This is a genomic window from Streptomyces tremellae, assembly GCF_039540215.1.
GTDB lineage: Bacteria > Actinomycetota > Actinomycetes > Streptomycetales > Streptomycetaceae > Streptomyces > Streptomyces tremellae.
The window spans coordinates 1-15692 of the sequence record NZ_BAABEP010000096.1 but is presented as its reverse complement, the minus strand read 5'-3'; the positions used below and the strand labels follow the sequence as shown (position 1 = coordinate 15692).

Genomic DNA, 15692 nt, shown 5'->3' with positions numbered 1-15692 from the left:
ACCCGGCGCCCGGGGCGCCGCTCCGCAGGGCCGCGCCGGGCAGTCCCGCGGCGGCGAGGTGCGGCCCGGGCAGCGCACGGGCGGCGGCCGGCGAGCGCCGCGGCGCCTTCTTCCGTGGCCCTGACGCGCCGTCGGCGTGCTGGGGGTCGTCGGCCGGCATGGTTGGTGTCCCCTCCCGTCGAGCCCGGCGGGGCACCCGGGCCCGCCGTTCAGGCATGCTCCGCGGCGAGCGAGCGTACGGCCTGCGCGAACGCCTCGCCCCGCTTGTTGTAGTTGGCGAACATGTCCATCGACGCGCACGCCGGCGCCATCAGGACCGTGTCCCCCGGCTGTGCGAGGCGCGTCGCCGCGTGGACCGCCGCCGCCATCGCCCCAGTGTCGGTCCGGTCGAGGTCGACCACCGGGACCTGCGGGGCGTGTCGCGTCAGCGCTTCCCTGATCAGGCCGCGGTCGGCGCCGATCAGGACGGCGCCGCGCAGCCTGCCCGCCGCCCCCGCGACCAGCTCGTCGAAGGTCGCGCCCTTGGCGAGGCCCCCGGCGATCCAGACGATCGGGTCGTAGGAGGCGAGAGAGGCCTCCGTGGCGTGGGTGTTGGTCGCCTTGGAGTCGTCGATGTACGTGACACCCGCGACATCCGCGACGTGCTCCATGCGGTGCGGGTCGGGGCGGAAGGCGCGCAGCCCGTCCCGTACGGCGGCGGCCGGGACGCCGTACGCGCGGGCGAGGGCCGCTGCGGCAAGCGCGTTGGCGATGTTGTGCGGCACGGCCGGGGTCACGTCGGCGACCTCGGCGAGCTCCTGCGCCTGGCGCTGCCGGTCCTCGACGAACGCCCGGTCGACCAGGAGCCCGTCCACGACGCCGAGTTCGGAGGGGCCCGGGGCGCCGAGGGTGAAGCCGATCGCGCGGCAGCCCTCCTCGACGTCGGCGGCGCGCACCAGGTCGGACGTGGCCTTGTCCGCCGCGTTGTAGACGCACGCGACCTGGTTGCCCTCGTAGATCCTGCCCTTGTCGGCGGCGTACGCCTCCATGGAGCCGTGCCAGTCGAGGTGGTCGGGGGCGAGGTTGAGGACCGCGGCGGAGTGGGCGCGCGGGCTCGGCGCCCAGTGCAGCTGGTAGCTGGAGAGCTCGACGGCGAGCACGTCGTACGTCTCGTCGCCGGTGACGGCGTCGAGCAGCGAGACGCCGATGTTGCCGACCGCGGCCGTGCGCAGGCCCGCCGCGGCGAGGATCGCGGCGAGCATCCGCACGGTGGTGGTCTTGCCGTTGGTGCCGGTGACGGCCAGCCAGGGGGCGGCGCCCTCGCCGCGCAGCCGCCAGGCGAGCTCGACGTCGCCCCAGATCTCCACGCCCGCCGCGGCGGCGGCCGCGAACAGCGGCTTGTCGGGGCGCCAGCCGGGCGCGGTGACAACCAGTCCCGTGCCCGGGGGCAGCGTGTCGCCGTCGCCGAGCCTGACGGTGACGCCGAGGCCGGCCAGCTCGCGCGCCTGGGCGCGCGAGCGGTCGTCGTCACCGTCGTTGACGACGGTGACCTCGGCGCCGAGGCCGCGCAGGACCCGCGCCGCCGGGACTCCTGAGACCCCGAGTCCCGCGACGGTCACGCGCCTGCCGTGCCAGCCGCCCGTGCTCACTTCTGGGCCGCCCATCCCGCGTAGAAGAGGCCGAGGCCGACGATCACGCACATGCCCTGGATGATCCAGAACCTGACCACCACAAGGACCTCGGACCACCCCTTGAGCTCGAAGTGGTGCTGGAGCGGGGCCATCCTGAAGACCCGCCTACCGGTCATCCGGAAGGAGCCGACCTGGATCACCACGGACATGGTGATCAGGACGAACAGGCCGCCGAGCACGGCCATCAGGAACTCGGTGCGCGAGGTGATGGCGAGGCCTGCGAACGCGCCGCCGAGCGCCAGCGAACCGGTGTCGCCCATGAAGATCTTCGCCGGGGACGTGTTCCACCACAGGAAGCCGAAGCAGGCGCCCATCAGGGCGGACGCCACGACGGCGAGGTCGAGCGGGTCCCGCACCTCGAAGCAGGCGTTGGGGTTGGTCAGGGTGCCCGCGTTGGCGCAGGACTCCTGGAACTGCCACAGGCCGATGAAGGTGTACGCGCCGAACACCATCACCGAGGCGCCGGTGGCGAGGCCGTCGAGGCCGTCCGTCAGGTTCACGCCGTTCGACATGGCGAGGATCATGAACAGCGCCCAGACGACGAACACGACGGGCCCGATGGACCAGCCGAAGTCCGTGACGAACGACAGCTTGGTCGAGGCGGGGGTGATCCCGCGGGTGTTCGGGTCCTGGAGCGCGAGCACCGCGAAGGCGATGCCCACGATCAGCTGCCCGGCCATCTTCGCCTTGGCCCGCAGGCCGAGCGACCGCTGTTTGACGATCTTGATGTAGTCGTCGAGGAACCCGACGAGGCCCATCCCGGTCATCAGGAACAGCACGAGGATCCCGGAGAAGTGGAAGTCCTCGCCCGTGACCACCTTCGCCAGGACGTACGCGATGAGCGTCGCCAGGATGAAGGCGATACCGCCCATGGTGGGCGTGCCCTTCTTGCTGCCGTGGGTGCGCGGACCGTCGTCCCTGATGAACTGTCCGTACCCCTTGCGGGCCAGCAGCTTGATGAGCAGCGGGGTGCCGATCAGGGTCAGGAAGAGCCCGATGGCCCCCGCGAAGAGGATCTGCCTCATCGGCCGGCGACCTCGCCCTCGGCCGCGCCGTCGAGCAGGGCGAGGGCCACCCTCTCAAGCGCTGCCGACCTGGATGCCTTCACCAGCACGACGTCTCCCGGACGCAGTTCCCTGCGCAACAGGTCGATCGCCGCCCGTGCGTCGGACACGTGCACCGACTCCTCACCCCACGAACCCTCGTTGTAAGCGCCCAGTCGCAGCCAGGACGCTTCCCTGCCCCCGACCGCCACGAGCTTGTTGACGTTGAGCCGGACGGCGAGCCGTCCGATCGCGTCGTGCTCGGCGAGTTCGTCGTCCCCGAGCTCGGCCATCGGGCCGAGCACCGCCCAGGTGCGCCCCCCTCCGGCACGTGCGGCGCCACCCATGGCGACCAGCGCGCGGAGCGCGGCTCGCATGGATTCGGGGTTCGCGTTGTAGGCGTCGTTGACGATCGTCACACCGTCCGAGCGCTCGGTGACCTCCATACGCCAGCGGGAGAGGGACCCTGCCGACAAGAGCGCCTCGGCGATCTCGTCGACGGAAAGGCCCAACTCGTGGGCTACGGCGGCCGCGGCGAGCGCGTTCGACACGTGGTGCTCACCGTACAGCCGCAGCGTCACGTCCCTGCACCCGGAGGGTGTCCGGAGCAGGAATGCGGCCTGTCCCGTGTCCGTGAGGCGTACGTTCTCCGCCCGTACGTCTGCCTTGTCCGACTCCCCGAAGTACACGACTCGGGCCGTGGTACGGGAGGCCATCTCGCGTACGAGGGCGTCGTCGGCGTTGAGCACGGCGATGCCGCCGTCCTCGGCCGACGGCAGCGACTCGACCATCTCGCCCTTGGCGACGGCGATGTTCTCGCGGCTGCCGAACTCCCCGAGGTGGGCGGTGCCCACGTTCAGGACGACGCCCACGCGGGGCGGCACAAGACCGGTCAGGTAGCGGATGTCGCCGATGTAGCGCGCGCCCATCTCCAGGACGAGGTAGCGGGTGTCCGCCACCGCGCGCAGGGCGGTGATCGGCAGGCCGATCTCGTTGTTGAGGTTGCCCTCGGGCCAGATGGTGGGCGCCTTGCTGCGCAGCAGCTGGGCGATGAGGTCCTTGGTGCTCGTCTTGCCCGCCGAGCCGGTGAGCGCGACCACGGAGGCGCCGAGGCGCTCCACGACGGCCTTGGCGAGCGCGCCGAGCGCCTCGACCACGTTGCCGACGACGATCGCGGGCACGCCGACGGGGCGGGTGGCCAGCACGGCGACCGCGCCGGCCTCGATCGCCTGCGCGGCGTAGTCGTGGCCGTCGACGCGTTCGCCCGCGAAGGCCGCGAAGAGGCCGCCGGGCTCCACCGCGCGGGAGTCGTAGACGACGGGCCCGGTGACCTGGACGTCCTTGGCACCCGGTGCCGGTATGTCGCACGCCTGCCCGCCGACGATTTCGGCGACCTCGGCGAGGGAGAGGGTGATCACTTGGTCATCCCTGACTGTTGTTCCTGGGGCGGCTGTTCTCGTGACGGGGCTCGTCGTGGAGCGAGCGTGCGATGGCGTCGCGCAGGACCTCCCGGTCGTCGAAGGGGCGTACCACGCCCGCGATGTCCTGGCCCTGCTCGTGGCCCTTGCCCGCGACGAGGACGGTGTCCCCTGGCAGGGCGCGGGCGACGGCGGTGGCGATGGCGGAGGCGCGGTCGGCGTCGAGCAGGACGGCGCCCCGCTCGTGCACGGGCACCTCGGCCGCGCCGGCGACCATCGCGGCGAGGATCGCGAGCGGGTCCTCGGAGCGCGGGTTGTCCGAGGTGAGGACGGCGGTGTCGGCGAGGCGCGCGGCCGCAGCGCCCATCGGCCCGCGCTTGGTGGTGTCGCGGTCGCCGCCGCAGCCGAGCACGATGTGCACCTGGCCCTTGGTGACCTTGCGCAGGGAGCGCAGGACGGACTCGACGGCGTCGGTCTTGTGCGCGTAGTCGACGACGGCGAGGTACGGCTGTCCGGCGTCGACGCGCTCGAGGCGGCCGGGGACTCCGGGCACCGCGCCGACGCCGTCGGCGGCCGTCTGCGGGTCGATGCCTGCGACGGCGAGCGCGACGACCGCGGCGAGGGTGTTGGCGACGTTGAACGGCCCCGGCAGCGGCGCCTCCGCGTGCACCCGCACGCCGTCGGGGCCCACGACGGTGAAGCTGGAGCGGTGCGAGCCGACCTCGACGTCCTCGGCGCGCCAGTCGGCGTCGGGGTGGCCCTCGGCGGAGAACGTGGTGATCGGCACGGACGCCTCGGTGACGAGCCTGCGGCCGTACTCGTCGTCGTAGTTGACGACGCCCCTGCGGCTGCGCCGCGGGGTGAACAGGCTCGCCTTGGCCTGGAAGTAGTCCTCCATGCCGTGGTGGAACTCCATGTGCTCAGGGCTGAGGTTGTTGAAGACGGCGACGTCGAAGACGCAGCCGTCGACCCGGCCGAGCACCAGGGCGTGGCTGGAGACCTCCATGGCGACCGAGGTGGTGCCGTGCTCGCGCATGACCGCGAAGAGGGCCTGGAGGTCGGTGGCCTCGGGGGTGGTGCGCTCGGACTTGATGCGCTCGTTGCCCACGCGCATCTCGACCGTGCCGATCAGGCCCGTGCTGTGGCCCGCGCCGCGCAGCCCGCCCTCGACGAGGTAGGCGGTGGTGGTCTTGCCCGAGGTGCCGGTGATGCCGATCTGGAGGAGGTCGGCGCCGGGGTGGCCGTAGATCGTGGCGGCCAGTTCGCCCATCCGGGCGCGCGGGTCGGGCACGACGAGCACGGGCAGCCCGGTGGCCTCTGCGCGCTCCCGGCCGCCGGGGTCGGTGAGGACGGCGGCGGCGCCGAGCTCCGCGGCCTGCGCGGCGTAGTCGGCGCCGTGGGCGCGCGCGCCCGGCAGGGCCGCGTACACGTCGCCGGGGCGCACGGCCCGCGAGTCGTGGGTGATGCCGGTGACCGTGGCGTCCGCGGCCGGCGCGCCGGCTTCGAGCAGGGCGGCGAGGTCGGCGAGCGGGGTGGGGTCCACCCGTTCCGGCCGCGGGGTCCCCGGCCTGTTCTCGGGGGCGGGCGCGGTGTCGGTCGGGGTCTGATCAGCGTGTGGCACGGCGGTGAGCGTACCCGCACGCGCGGGGCTCCGGCCAAGCGAGGCGGGGGCGGCCCCCGCGGTGGCGGGGCGGTCGCCCGGTGGTGTGGTGTCGATCGTCACTGGCGGTTCCTGGTGCCTTGAGGGGTCAGTCGCCGGATCCCGGGTCGAACGTGACCGGCAGCCGCGCCGGGGCGCTCCCGGTCGGCGGGACCTGCAGCGTCTTGAGGGAGAACTCCATGACCTTCTTGAAGATGGGACCGCAGATCGAGCCGCCGAAGTAGGAGCCCCTGGTCGGGTTCTGGATGGCGCAGTAGACGGTGATCTGCGGCTTGTCGACGGGCGCGAAGCCGGCGAAGGAGGCGGTGTAGCCACGGTAGCGGCCGGTCTTGGGGTCCACCCTGTTGGCGGTACCCGTCTTGCCCGCCACCCGGTAGCCGGGGATCTTCGCCGAGGTGCCCGTGCCCTCCACGTCGCCGACCACGGATTCGAGCATGGTGCCGACGGTGCGGGCGGTCGCCGGGCTGACGACGCGGGTCTTGCGGGGCGCGGGGCCCGGCGTGAAGCGGCCGTCGGGGCCCCTGGTCCCCTTGACGAGCGTCGGCTGCACCCGTACCCCGCCGTTGGCGATGGTGGAGTACACGGACGCCGCCTGGAGGGCGTTGATGGACAGGCCCTGGCCGAAGGGGATGGTGTACTGCTGCGAGGTCGACCAGTCCCCCGGCTTGGCCAGCAGCCCCTGGGTCTCGCCGGGGAAGGCGAGGCCCGTGGGCTGTCCGATGCCGAACTTCCTGAGGTACGAGTAGAGCACCTTGTTGGCCTGGGCCTGGGTGCCGCCGAGGTGGCCCGCGGCCTCGATGGTGCCGATGTTGCTCGACTTGGCGAGGACGCCGTTGAGCGTGAGGTACTCGGTCGGGTGGTCGATGTCGTCGTGGAAGAGGCGGTCGCCGCGGTGCAGCCGGTTCGGCACGACCACATGGGTGAGCGGGGTGGCCGCCTTCTGCTGGAGCACCGCGGACATCGTCATGATCTTCGCGACGGAGCCGGGCTCGTAGGCGTCCTGGAGGGCGGCGTTGCCGAGGTTGTCGGCGCCGGCCTTGGAGAGGTCGTTGGGGTCGAAGCCGGGCGCGTCGGCCATGGCGAGGACCTCGCCGGTGCGGGCGTTCTGCACGACGACGTAGCCGCGGTCGGCCTTCGACTTCTCGACCTGGTCGGAGATGGCCCGCTGGGCCTCCCACTGGATGTCCCGGTCGATCGTCAGCTGGACGTCCGTGCCGGGCACGGCCGGCTTCTCGCTCGAACTCCCGGTGGGCACGCGGCGCCCGCCCGACTGGGTGTACGAGACCTCGCCGTCGCGGCCCGCGAGCTGCTTGTCGAGCATCGACTCGATGCCGCCCGCGCCGTGGCCCGCGCCGTTGACGAAGCCCAGTATCCCGGCGGCGAGGTCGCCGTTGGGGTACACGCGCTTGGTCGACTCCTCGTCGAAGACCCCGGCGAGCGGGTTGGTGCCGGGGCCGCCGGCCGCCGCGTCCTTGCTCGCCTTGGTGGCGAGGACGTTCTTGAGGTCCTTGATCTGGTTCCAGACCTGCGGGGTCTGCCGTGCGGCGAGGACCGTGTAGCGGGAGTTCGGGGTCTTCAGCTTCTGGACCAGGGCCGCCTGGTCGACGCCGAGGATCGGGGCGAGCAGTGCCGCCGCGCGCTCGGGCGTGTCGGGCGCCTTGCTGAAGGCGGGCGCGAACATCGAGGGGTCGGCGGTGATGTCGTACGCGTCGTCGCTGGCGGCGAGCGGCACACCGGACCGGTCGGTGATCTCGCCGCGCTCCGCGGCCACGGTGCTCTTGAGGACGCGGTTCTGGTCGGCCCGCGTGGTGTACGCGCTCGCGTCGACCGCCTGCACCTGGAGGAGCCGCACGGCGAACACCAGCACGACGAGCGTGAGGCCGAGCGCGACGAAGCGCAGCCGCGGCTTCGGGCTGCCGAGCTTCAGCCGCCTCGGCCCCCGCGGCGGCCTTGGCCGGTAGGTGCGGCGGCGGGCGGGCGCGGCACCGCGGGCCCGGCCCGGCCGGCCGCCGCCCGCGGGCCTGGCGGGTCCTGGGACCCTGCGGCGCGGGGGTTCCTTGGAGGGCACGTGGTCACCTGCCGGGGGTGGTCGTGGGGACGGGCGGCGCGCCGGTGAGTGCGAGCGGCACGGCCCCGTCCCGCGGGGTGGCGGCGGGGGAAGCGCCCGGGGCGGGCGTGCCGGCGGCGCCGGGTGTGGCGGCTGTGCCGGGCGTGGCCTGCGGGGCGGGGCTGCCGGACACCGTGCTGCCTGGCGCCGTGCTGCCGGAAGGGGCGGGGCTGCCGGACACCGTGCTGCCCGAGGGCGCCGGGGTGTCCGACGGCGTCGCGCTCGGTGCCGGGCGCGAGGGGCGCGGGAGGGGCAGCGCGTGGGCGCGGGTGGGGCTGCCGAGCACGGTGCCGTCCGGCTGGAGGAAGGCGGGGTTGCCGCCCGGCACCATGCCGAGCATCCGGGCCCGCTGGGCGAGCGCGCCCGGCGCCGAGCTGTCGTCCACGTCGCGCTGGAGCGCCTGCTCCTCGTCCGTCAGGTCCTGGGTCTGCTTCTTGAGCTTGCTGAGCTTGAACGACCCCTCGTTGAGTGAGGAGTTCAGCATGAGCAGCGTGATCAGGCCGCCCGCGAGGAGCAGCACCACGAGCAGCACGAAGGGGGTGCGGGCGGCCGAGCCCGAGCCCGAGGGCAGCAGCCCGGCGAGCCGGGCCGCCCGGCCGCGCAGCTGCCCGGGGGCGGGGCTCACAGCACGTCCTCGCGGATGCGCCGGGCGCCCCGCAGCCTGGCCGACGCGGCCCTGCTGTTCTCCGCGACCTCGTCCTCGCCCGGCAGCTCGGCGCCGCGGGTGAGGAGTTCGAGCCGCGGCTGGTACTGCTCGGGCACGACCGGCAGGCCGGGGGGCGCGGTGCTGGTGGCACCCGCGGTCAGGGCCTGCTTGACGATGCGGTCCTCCAGCGAGTGGTACGAGAGGACGGCGATGCGGCCGCCGACCGCGAGCGCGGAGACGGCCGCGGGCACGGCGCGCTCCAGGACCGCGAGTTCGCCGTTGACCTCGATGCGCAGCGCCTGGAAGGTCCGCTTGGCGGGGTTGCCGCCGGTGCGCTTGGCTGCCTGCGGCAGCGCGTCCCTGATCAGCTCCACGAGCCGGCCGCTGCGGTCGAAGGGCTCCCTGGCCCGCTCCCGTACGACGGCCTCGACGATCCGCTTGGCCTGCTTCTCCTCGCCGTAGGTGCGCAGGATGCGCACCAGTTCGCCCGGCGGGTAGGTGTTGAGGACCTCGGCGGCGCCGGCGCCCGCGCTCTGGTCCATCCGCATGTCGAGGGGCGCGTCCTGGGCGTAGGCGAAGCCGCGGTCCGCCTCGTCGAGCTGCATGGAGGAGACGCCGAGGTCGAAAAGGACGCCCTGGACGCGGGGGACGCCGAGCCGGTCGAGCACCTCGGGCAGCTCGTCGTAGACGGCGTGCACGAGGGTGGCGCGGTCGCCGTAGGGGGCGAGCCGCTCGCCCGCCAGCCGCAGCGCCTCCTTGTCGCGGTCGAGGGCGATCAGGCGGGCCGCCGGGAAGGCGGCGAGCAGCGCCTCGCTGTGCCCGCCGAGGCCGAGCGTGCAGTCCACGACGACGGCACCGGGATCGGCGAGGGCGGGGGCCAGCAGATCAAGGCACCTCTGGAGCATCACGGGTACGTGCCGCTCGCTGCGCTCGCTCATGCGCCCTCTCTGGATCCGGCGCGCCGTACGCGGGGGCCGGGTCCCCGCCCGCTCGGAAGGGGAAGCGGTCCGCCGCCGCGAGGGGCGCCGTCGGACCGTCGAGCGGGAGGAGGCCGAGCCGCACGTCCGCCGCGCACGCGGGGAGTTCCGGGAAATGTGCGGTGGGAAACCGCGAACTTCGCGTCACTTTAGTCCACAGTCCCTTGCGGTCAATCAACCGCCCAGCGCGTCGCCCGGCTCGCGCGGACCGCCGCGGCGCGGCTCCGCCGGGGCGGCCGCGGGGGCGGCGGGGTTCCGGCCACAACGATGGCGCCGGTTGTTTGTCACGGCCCCACAGGGGGCCCCTGGCCCCCTGTCCCTTTACCTTCATAGGTATGACGACCTCGACTCATCCCTCCGCAGAGCCCCCGCCGGGCGCGCGCGGCGGCGGCACGGTCACCGACCGGCTCATAGACGCCAACGGCCGCTACGCGGAGAAGTTCAAGGACCCGGGCATGGACGCCCGCCCCGTGCTCCGGGTGGCCGTGGTGGCCTGCATGGACGCGAGGATCGACCTGCACGCGGCACTCGGCCTCGAACTCGGCGACTGCCACACCATCCGCAACGCGGGCGGTGTCGTCACCGATGACGTGATCCGTTCGCTCACCATCAGCCAGCGCGCCCTCGGCACCACCAGCATCGTGCTGATCCACCACACCGGCTGCGGCATGCAGACCATCACCGAGGGCTTCCGGCACGACCTGGAGCTGGAGGTCGGCCAGCGCCCGCCGTGGGCGGTGGAGGCGTTCCAGGACGTCGAGCAGGACGTGCGCCAGTCCATCCGCAGGGTGCGCACCTCGCCGTTCCTGCTGCACAGCGACGACGTGCGGGGCTTCGTCTTCGACGTGACGACGGGCCGCCTCACGGAGGTCACGGCGGACTGACCGGCCGCGGACGCCCGCACTCCGCGCACCCCGCAGCCCCGCCCGGCACCCGGCGCGCGCCCCGGAACGGCACGTGTGCCGACGCCTGCCGGCCACGCTTGTCTCCGGACAAGTGACACGAAGCGGTAACGGCAACAAGAATGCTCCAGGGAGACTGAACCGGAACCTTCCGGAGGCAGTGTCCGTATGTCGGGGTGGGCCGGTGGACACGTCGTGCGCCGGCCCTACGGGCATGAGGGGTACCCCAGCTCCGCCCGGGAGCGACGGGGCAAGGCCGAGGAGGGCCGGGTGACGACCTATGACGACCGAGCGGATCCCACGGACCTGACCGCCACCGCAGAGCGGGTGCGCGCGTCGGTCGAAGGGGTGATCGAAGGCAAACCGGAGGTCGTACGGCTGTCGCTGACCGTGCTGCTCGCCGAGGGGCACCTGCTGATCGAGGACGTGCCCGGTGTCGGCAAGACGATGCTGGCGAAGGCGCTGGCCCGGTCCGTCGACTGCTCCGTGCGGCGTATCCAGTTCACCCCCGACCTGCTGCCCTCGGACATCACGGGTGTGTCGATCTTCGACCAGCAGCGCAGGGACTTCGAGTTCAAGCCCGGCGCGATCTTCGCGCAGATCGTGATCGGCGACGAGATCAACCGCGCCTCGCCCAAGACGCAGTCGGCGCTGCTGGAGTCGATGGAGGAGCGCCAGGTCACCGTCGACGGGACGACGTACGAGCTGCCGAGCCCTTTCATGGTGGTGGCGACGCAGAACCCGGTGGAGATGGAGGGCACGTACCCGCTGCCCGAGGCGCAGCGCGACCGGTTCATGGCCCGCGTGTCCATCGGCTATCCGAGCCCCGACGCGGAGCTGCGGATGCTGGACGTGCACGGGGGTCCCTCCCCGCTCGACGACCTCCAGCCCGCGGCGCACGCGCACGACATCGTCAAGCTGATCGACGCGGTCCGCGCCGTGCACGTGGCCGAGGCCGTGCAGCGCTACGTGGTCGAACTGGTCGCGGCGACCCGCACCCACCAGGACCTCAGACTCGGCGCCTCGCCGCGCGCGACGCTGCACCTGCTGCGCGCGGCGAAGGCGTCCGCGGCCCTGGCGGGGCGCGAGTACGCGCTCCCCGACGACGTGCAGGCCCTCGCGGTCCCGGTGCTCGCGCACCGGCTGCTGCCGACGGCCCAGGCGCAGCTGGCGCGCAGGACGGCCGAGCAGGTGGTGCTGGAGATCCTCCAGCACACGCCCGTGCCGACCGCGGACGGCGGCAGGGCGCAGGGCGGCGCCCCCTTCGGCCGGCGGCCCGGGCCCCGGCGGTCGTGATGCCGTCGGGCGGGCGTACGGGGACGGCGGACCCCGCGGCGTACGGCGCGGCGTCCGGTGAGCGCGGCGGCGAAGGGCGCGGGGACGGCGGGGTGCGGGCCGCGCTGTCCGGCCTGACGACCCGCGGCAGGGCGTTCCTCGCCGCCGGGGTCGCGGCGACCGCCTGCGCGTACGTGCTCGGCCAGCCGGACCTGCTCAGGGTGGGGCTGCTGCTGATGGCGCTGCCGCTGGTGTGCGTGGCCGTGCTCTACCGCACCCGCTACCAGGTCGCGGGCACCAGGCGGCTGTCGCCCGCGCGGGTGCCGGCCGGCGCGGAGGCCAGGGTGCACCTGCGCGTGGACAACGTGTCGCGGCTGCCCACCGGGCTGCTGATGCTCCAGGACCGGGTGCCGTACGTGCTGGGGCCGCGCCCCCGCTTCGTGCTCGACCGGGTGGAGTCGGGCGGCCGCCGCGATGTGTCGTACCGCGTACGCTCCGACCTGCGGGGCCGCTATCCGCTCGGCCCGCTCCAGCTGCGGCTGACCGACCCGTTCGGGATGTGCGAGCTGACGCGGTCCTTCAGCGCCTTCGACACGCTGACGGTCGTCCCCCGCACCGAGCCGCTGCCGCCGGTGCGGCCGGCCGGCGAGTCCGCGGGCTTCGGCGACGGCAGGCAGCGCTCGCTCGCGCTCGCGGGCGAGGACGACATGATCCCCCGCGGCTACCGGTACGGAGACGACCTGCGCCGGGTCCACTGGCGCTCCACGGCGCGCCACGGGGAGCTGATGGTGCGCCGCGAGGAGCAGCCGCGGCGCGCGCGGTGCACCGTGCTGCTCGACACCCGGGCTGGCGCCTACGCGGGAGCCGGCCCCGACTCCGCCTTCGAGTGGGCCGTCTCCGGCGCGGCCTCCGTCCTGGCGCACATGCTGGAGCGCGGCTTCACGGTGCGGCTGCTGACCGACACGGGCGCCTCGGTGCCCGGCGACGGCGGCGACGGGTTCTCCGGAGCGGCCCAGGAGTCCGCGGACTCGGTGGGGCTGCTGATGGACATGCTCGCGGTCGTCGGCCACTCGCGGGACACGGACCTCTCCCCCGCCTACGACGCGTTGCGGGGCGGCTTCGAGGGGCTGCTCGTGGCGTTCCTCGGCGACCTCGACGAGGAGCAGGCGTCCGTGGCTGCGAGGATGCGGGCCCGCGGCGGCACGGCCGTGGCCTTCCTGCTGGACAGCGGCGAGTGGACGCCGGGCCCCGGCAGCCCCGGTGGCACGGCCGCGCCCACGCGGGACGCCGGGTGGCGGGCGCGGCAGCTGCGGGAGGCGGGCTGGTCCGTGGTGCGGGTGGCGCCCGGCCAGGCGCTGCCCGGGCTGTGGCGGCAGGCCGGCGAGGCGCACACCGGTCCTTACGCTCCCGGCGGCGGTGCCTCTGGTCCTTACGGCCCAGAAGGCGGCGTTCCCGGTCCTCACGGCCCCGCCGGCGGCGGGCCGGACGGCGAACGGGCCGCGACGGGCGGCCCCACGGGACTTTCCGGGGGGCGGTCGTGAGCGGCCGGGGGAGACTGACGCTGTGTGCGCTGGTCGCGACGCTGCTGACGGCGTGCGCGCTGCTGCCGCTGGTCTCCTCGTCCGGCTGGCTGGTCGAGGCAGCGGCGATGGCGGCGGCCGTCAGCGGGGCGGGCGCGCTGATGCGCCGGGTGCCGCTGCCGCGGAGCCTCACCGTGCTGCTCCAGGCCGTGCTCGCGCTGCTGATGCTGACGGTGGCCTTCGCGCGGGACGCGGCACCGCTCGGCCTGGTGCCCGCGCCCGCGGTCTTCGAGCGGTTCGGGCGGCTGCTGTCGTCGGGCGGCGAGGACGTGACGCGGTACTCGATACCGGCGCCCCCCACCGAGGGCATCACGCTGATGCTGGTCGGCGGGGTCGTGGTGATCGGCCTCGCCGTCGACGCGGTCGCGGTCACCCTGCGCAGCGCGGCCCCCGCCGGCCTGCCGCTGCTCGCGCTGTACTCGGTGGCCGCCGGCATCTCGGGCGGCACAGGCTCCACGTCCAGCTGGCTGTGGTTCCTGCTCGCAGCCGCCGGCTACCTGCTGTTGCTGCTCGCGGAGGGCGGCGAACGGCTCGCCCAGTGGGGCCGGGTCTTCGGCGGCCCGCCGAGGGCCGGGCGGCCGCCGGGCTCCGGACCCGCGAGGGCCTCGGCGCCCGCGCGCACCGGCCGCAGGATCGGCGTGGTGGTGCTCGGTGTCGCGCTGGTCGTGCCGCTGGCGCTGCCGCAGCTCACCGGCGGCCTCCTGGCCGACATCGGCGGCGACGGGTCGGGGCTCGGCGGAGGCACCATCTCCGCGGTCAACCCGCTGGTCTCCCTCCAGGACGACCTCAACCAGGACGACGACCGCGAGGCGCTGCGCTACCGCACCAACGCACCTGACGGGCAGGGCATGTACCTGCGGATCATGGCGCTCGACCAGTTCGACGGCGCCACCTGGCGCTTCTCGCAGCGCAGGGTCCAGGACGTGCCGGCGGCCCTGCCCGCCCCGCAGGGCCTCTCGTCCGACGTGTCCACGACGCGGATCAGCACGAGCATCACGGCCGCGCCCTGGTACCGGCAGAACTACCTGCCGATGCCGTACCCGGCGACCGCCGTGAAGGCCGGCGGCCGCTGGCGCTACGAGCCCGAGGGCAGGACCCTCGTCGGCGACCGCGGCCAGTCCACCCAGGACGCCCGCTACACGGTGGACAGCCTTGAGGTGAACCCGACCAGGCGGCAGCTCGCCGCGGCGGGCGCTCCCCCGGCGTCACTCGAACGCCAGTACACGGAGGTGCCGTCCAGCCTGCCCCCCGTGGTGAAGGCGACCGCGCGGCGGATCACCGCCGGTTCGGCCAACGCCTACGAGCGCGCCGTCGCGCTCCAGGACTGGTTTGCGACAGACGGCGGCTTCACGTACGACACGCACGTGAACTCCGGTACGGGACCCGACGCGATCACCCGCTTCCTCAAGGACAAGCGGGGTTTCTGCGTCCACTTCTCCTTCACGATGGCCGCGATGGCCCGCACGCTGGGCATCCCGGCACGGGTCGCCGTCGGCTTCGCGCCGGGCACCCCCGAGGGTGACGGCACCGTGGACGTGGGGCTCCGGGACGCGCACGCCTGGCCCGAGCTGTACTTCCAGGGGGTGGGGTGGACCAGGTTCGAGCCCACGCCGAGCCGGGGCAGCCTGCCCGACTACACGCTCCCCGCCTCGCCCTCCGACCCGGACTCGGACGCTTCGACGCGGCCCGCGGCGCCCGACTCGGCGACGCCGTCCGCCGCCCCCTCCACGTCGAGCAGCTGCGCCGCGCAGGACCAGCGCCTCGGCGCCTGCGACCAGGCCGCAGCCCCGGCGCCGCAACCGCCCGCCGGGCCGGGTGCGCGCACCGGCGGGTGGGCGCTGCTCGGCGGCGGGATCGCGCTCGCGGTGCTGCTCCTGGTGCTGCCGCTGCTGTACCGGCTGCGGGTCAGGGCCCGCAGGCTCGGCGCGGGCTCCCACCTCGGCGGGGACCCGGCGGCGCCGGTGCTCGCGGCCTGGCGTGAGCTGCTCGACTCCGCGTGGGACCTCGGCATCGTGCCGGACGAGGCGCACACCCCGCGGCGCGCCGCGGAGCGGATCGTGCGGCTCGGCCCGCTCGGCGGGCGGGCCGAGGAGGCCGTGCACCGGCTCGCGGGCGCCGTGGAGCAGGTGCTGTACGCGCCCGACCCGGCGCCGCGCGCGGGTCTCGCGCAGGACGTGCGCCTGGCGGTGGCCGCGCTGCGGGGCTCCGCAGGCCGTGCGGCCCGGCTGCGGGCACTGCTGCTGCCCCGTTCGTCCGTCCGGGTCGTCTGGGCGCTCGCGGACCGCCGCGACGCCCTCGCGGACCGCTGGACCCCCGGCCGTCTGCTCCCCGCGTCCCGGCGCCGGCCGTAGCGCGCGGCGCGGGGCCTGCCGCCCGTCCGTCGCGGCGGGAGGCCCCACGCTGACCGCACCGCC

General features: G+C 74.3%; 11 protein-coding genes. 4 read left to right on the top strand and 7 right to left on the bottom strand.

Annotation, left to right across the window (positions count from 1 at the left end; all coding sequences use genetic code 11):
- Positions 1 to 209: 209 nt before the first annotated feature.
- The 7 genes from murD to rsmH are packed head-to-tail and all read right to left on the bottom strand — an operon-like array spanning position 210 to position 9482.
- Positions 210 to 1643, bottom strand: a complete 1434-nt coding sequence (gene murD, locus ABEA77_RS32345) for a UDP-N-acetylmuramoyl-L-alanine--D-glutamate ligase (RefSeq protein WP_345655504.1) — start codon at positions 1641 to 1643, stop codon at positions 210 to 212.
- The gene (gene mraY, locus ABEA77_RS32340; protein ID WP_345655503.1) at positions 1625 to 2695 is read right to left on the bottom strand and encodes a phospho-N-acetylmuramoyl-pentapeptide-transferase; all 1071 of its coding nucleotides are present in this window, start codon (positions 2693 to 2695) and stop codon (positions 1625 to 1627) included. Before mraY ends, murD begins: the two co-directional genes overlap by 19 nt.
- Positions 2692 to 4131 carry a UDP-N-acetylmuramoyl-tripeptide--D-alanyl-D-alanine ligase gene (locus tag ABEA77_RS32335; RefSeq protein ID WP_345655502.1) on the bottom strand — a complete coding sequence of 480 codons (1440 nt, stop codon included), beginning with the start codon at positions 4129 to 4131 and terminating at the stop codon, positions 2692 to 2694. Before ABEA77_RS32335 ends, mraY begins: the two co-directional genes overlap by 4 nt.
- Positions 4132 to 4135: 4 nt before the next feature.
- Entirely contained in the window at positions 4136 to 5854 is a 1719-nt protein-coding gene (locus ABEA77_RS32330; protein WP_425588433.1) for a UDP-N-acetylmuramoyl-L-alanyl-D-glutamate--2,6-diaminopimelate ligase, read from the bottom strand.
- Between the two features lie 25 nt (positions 5855 to 5879).
- Positions 5880 to 7859 (bottom strand): peptidoglycan D,D-transpeptidase FtsI family protein, encoded by a 1980-nt coding sequence (locus tag ABEA77_RS32325; RefSeq protein ID WP_345655498.1) that lies wholly within the window; start codon positions 7857 to 7859, stop codon positions 5880 to 5882.
- 4 nt (positions 7860 to 7863) lie between these two features.
- Complete coding sequence (ftsL, locus tag ABEA77_RS32320; protein ID WP_345655497.1) at positions 7864 to 8523, bottom strand: cell division protein FtsL; 660 nt, start codon at positions 8521 to 8523, stop codon at positions 7864 to 7866.
- On the bottom strand, positions 8520 to 9482 hold the full coding sequence (gene rsmH / locus ABEA77_RS32315) for a 16S rRNA (cytosine(1402)-N(4))-methyltransferase RsmH (RefSeq protein WP_345655496.1): 963 nt from the start codon (positions 9480 to 9482) through the stop codon (positions 8520 to 8522). Before rsmH ends, ftsL begins: the two co-directional genes overlap by 4 nt.
- A gap of 374 nt (positions 9483 to 9856) precedes the next feature.
- Here rsmH and ABEA77_RS32310 point away from each other — a divergent pair, with 374 nt between their 5' ends.
- The 4 genes from ABEA77_RS32310 (at position 9857) to ABEA77_RS32295 (ending at position 15629) form a co-directional block, all read left to right on the top strand.
- Positions 9857 to 10405: a beta-class carbonic anhydrase gene (locus ABEA77_RS32310; protein ID WP_345655494.1), complete on the top strand. Its 549-nt coding sequence runs from the start codon at positions 9857 to 9859 to the stop codon at positions 10403 to 10405.
- 288 nt (positions 10406 to 10693) lie between these two features.
- Positions 10694 to 11719 (top strand): AAA family ATPase, encoded by a 1026-nt coding sequence (locus ABEA77_RS32305; protein ID WP_345655492.1) that lies wholly within the window; start codon positions 10694 to 10696, stop codon positions 11717 to 11719.
- Positions 11719 to 13239: a DUF58 domain-containing protein gene (locus tag ABEA77_RS32300; protein ID WP_345655490.1), complete on the top strand. Its 1521-nt coding sequence runs from the start codon at positions 11719 to 11721 to the stop codon at positions 13237 to 13239. Before ABEA77_RS32305 ends, ABEA77_RS32300 begins: the two co-directional genes overlap by 1 nt.
- Positions 13236 to 15629, top strand: a complete 2394-nt coding sequence (locus ABEA77_RS32295; RefSeq protein WP_345655488.1) for a transglutaminase TgpA family protein — start codon at positions 13236 to 13238, stop codon at positions 15627 to 15629. Before ABEA77_RS32300 ends, ABEA77_RS32295 begins: the two co-directional genes overlap by 4 nt.
- Positions 15630 to 15692: the final 63 nt, after the last annotated feature.

Coding starts and splice junctions, on each gene's coding strand:
- mraY (WP_345655503.1), bottom strand. CDS start 2,695: ATGAGGCAGATCCTCTTCGCGGGGGCCATCGGGCTCTTCCTGACCCTG.
- ABEA77_RS32310 (WP_345655494.1), top strand. CDS start 9,857: ATGACGACCTCGACTCATCCCTCCGCAGAGCCCCCGCCGGGCGCGCGC.
- rsmH (WP_345655496.1), bottom strand. CDS start 9,482: ATGAGCGAGCGCAGCGAGCGGCACGTACCCGTGATGCTCCAGAGGTGC.
- murD (WP_345655504.1), bottom strand. CDS start 1,643: ATGGGCGGCCCAGAAGTGAGCACGGGCGGCTGGCACGGCAGGCGCGTG.
- ABEA77_RS32300 (WP_345655490.1), top strand. CDS start 11,719: ATGCCGTCGGGCGGGCGTACGGGGACGGCGGACCCCGCGGCGTACGGC.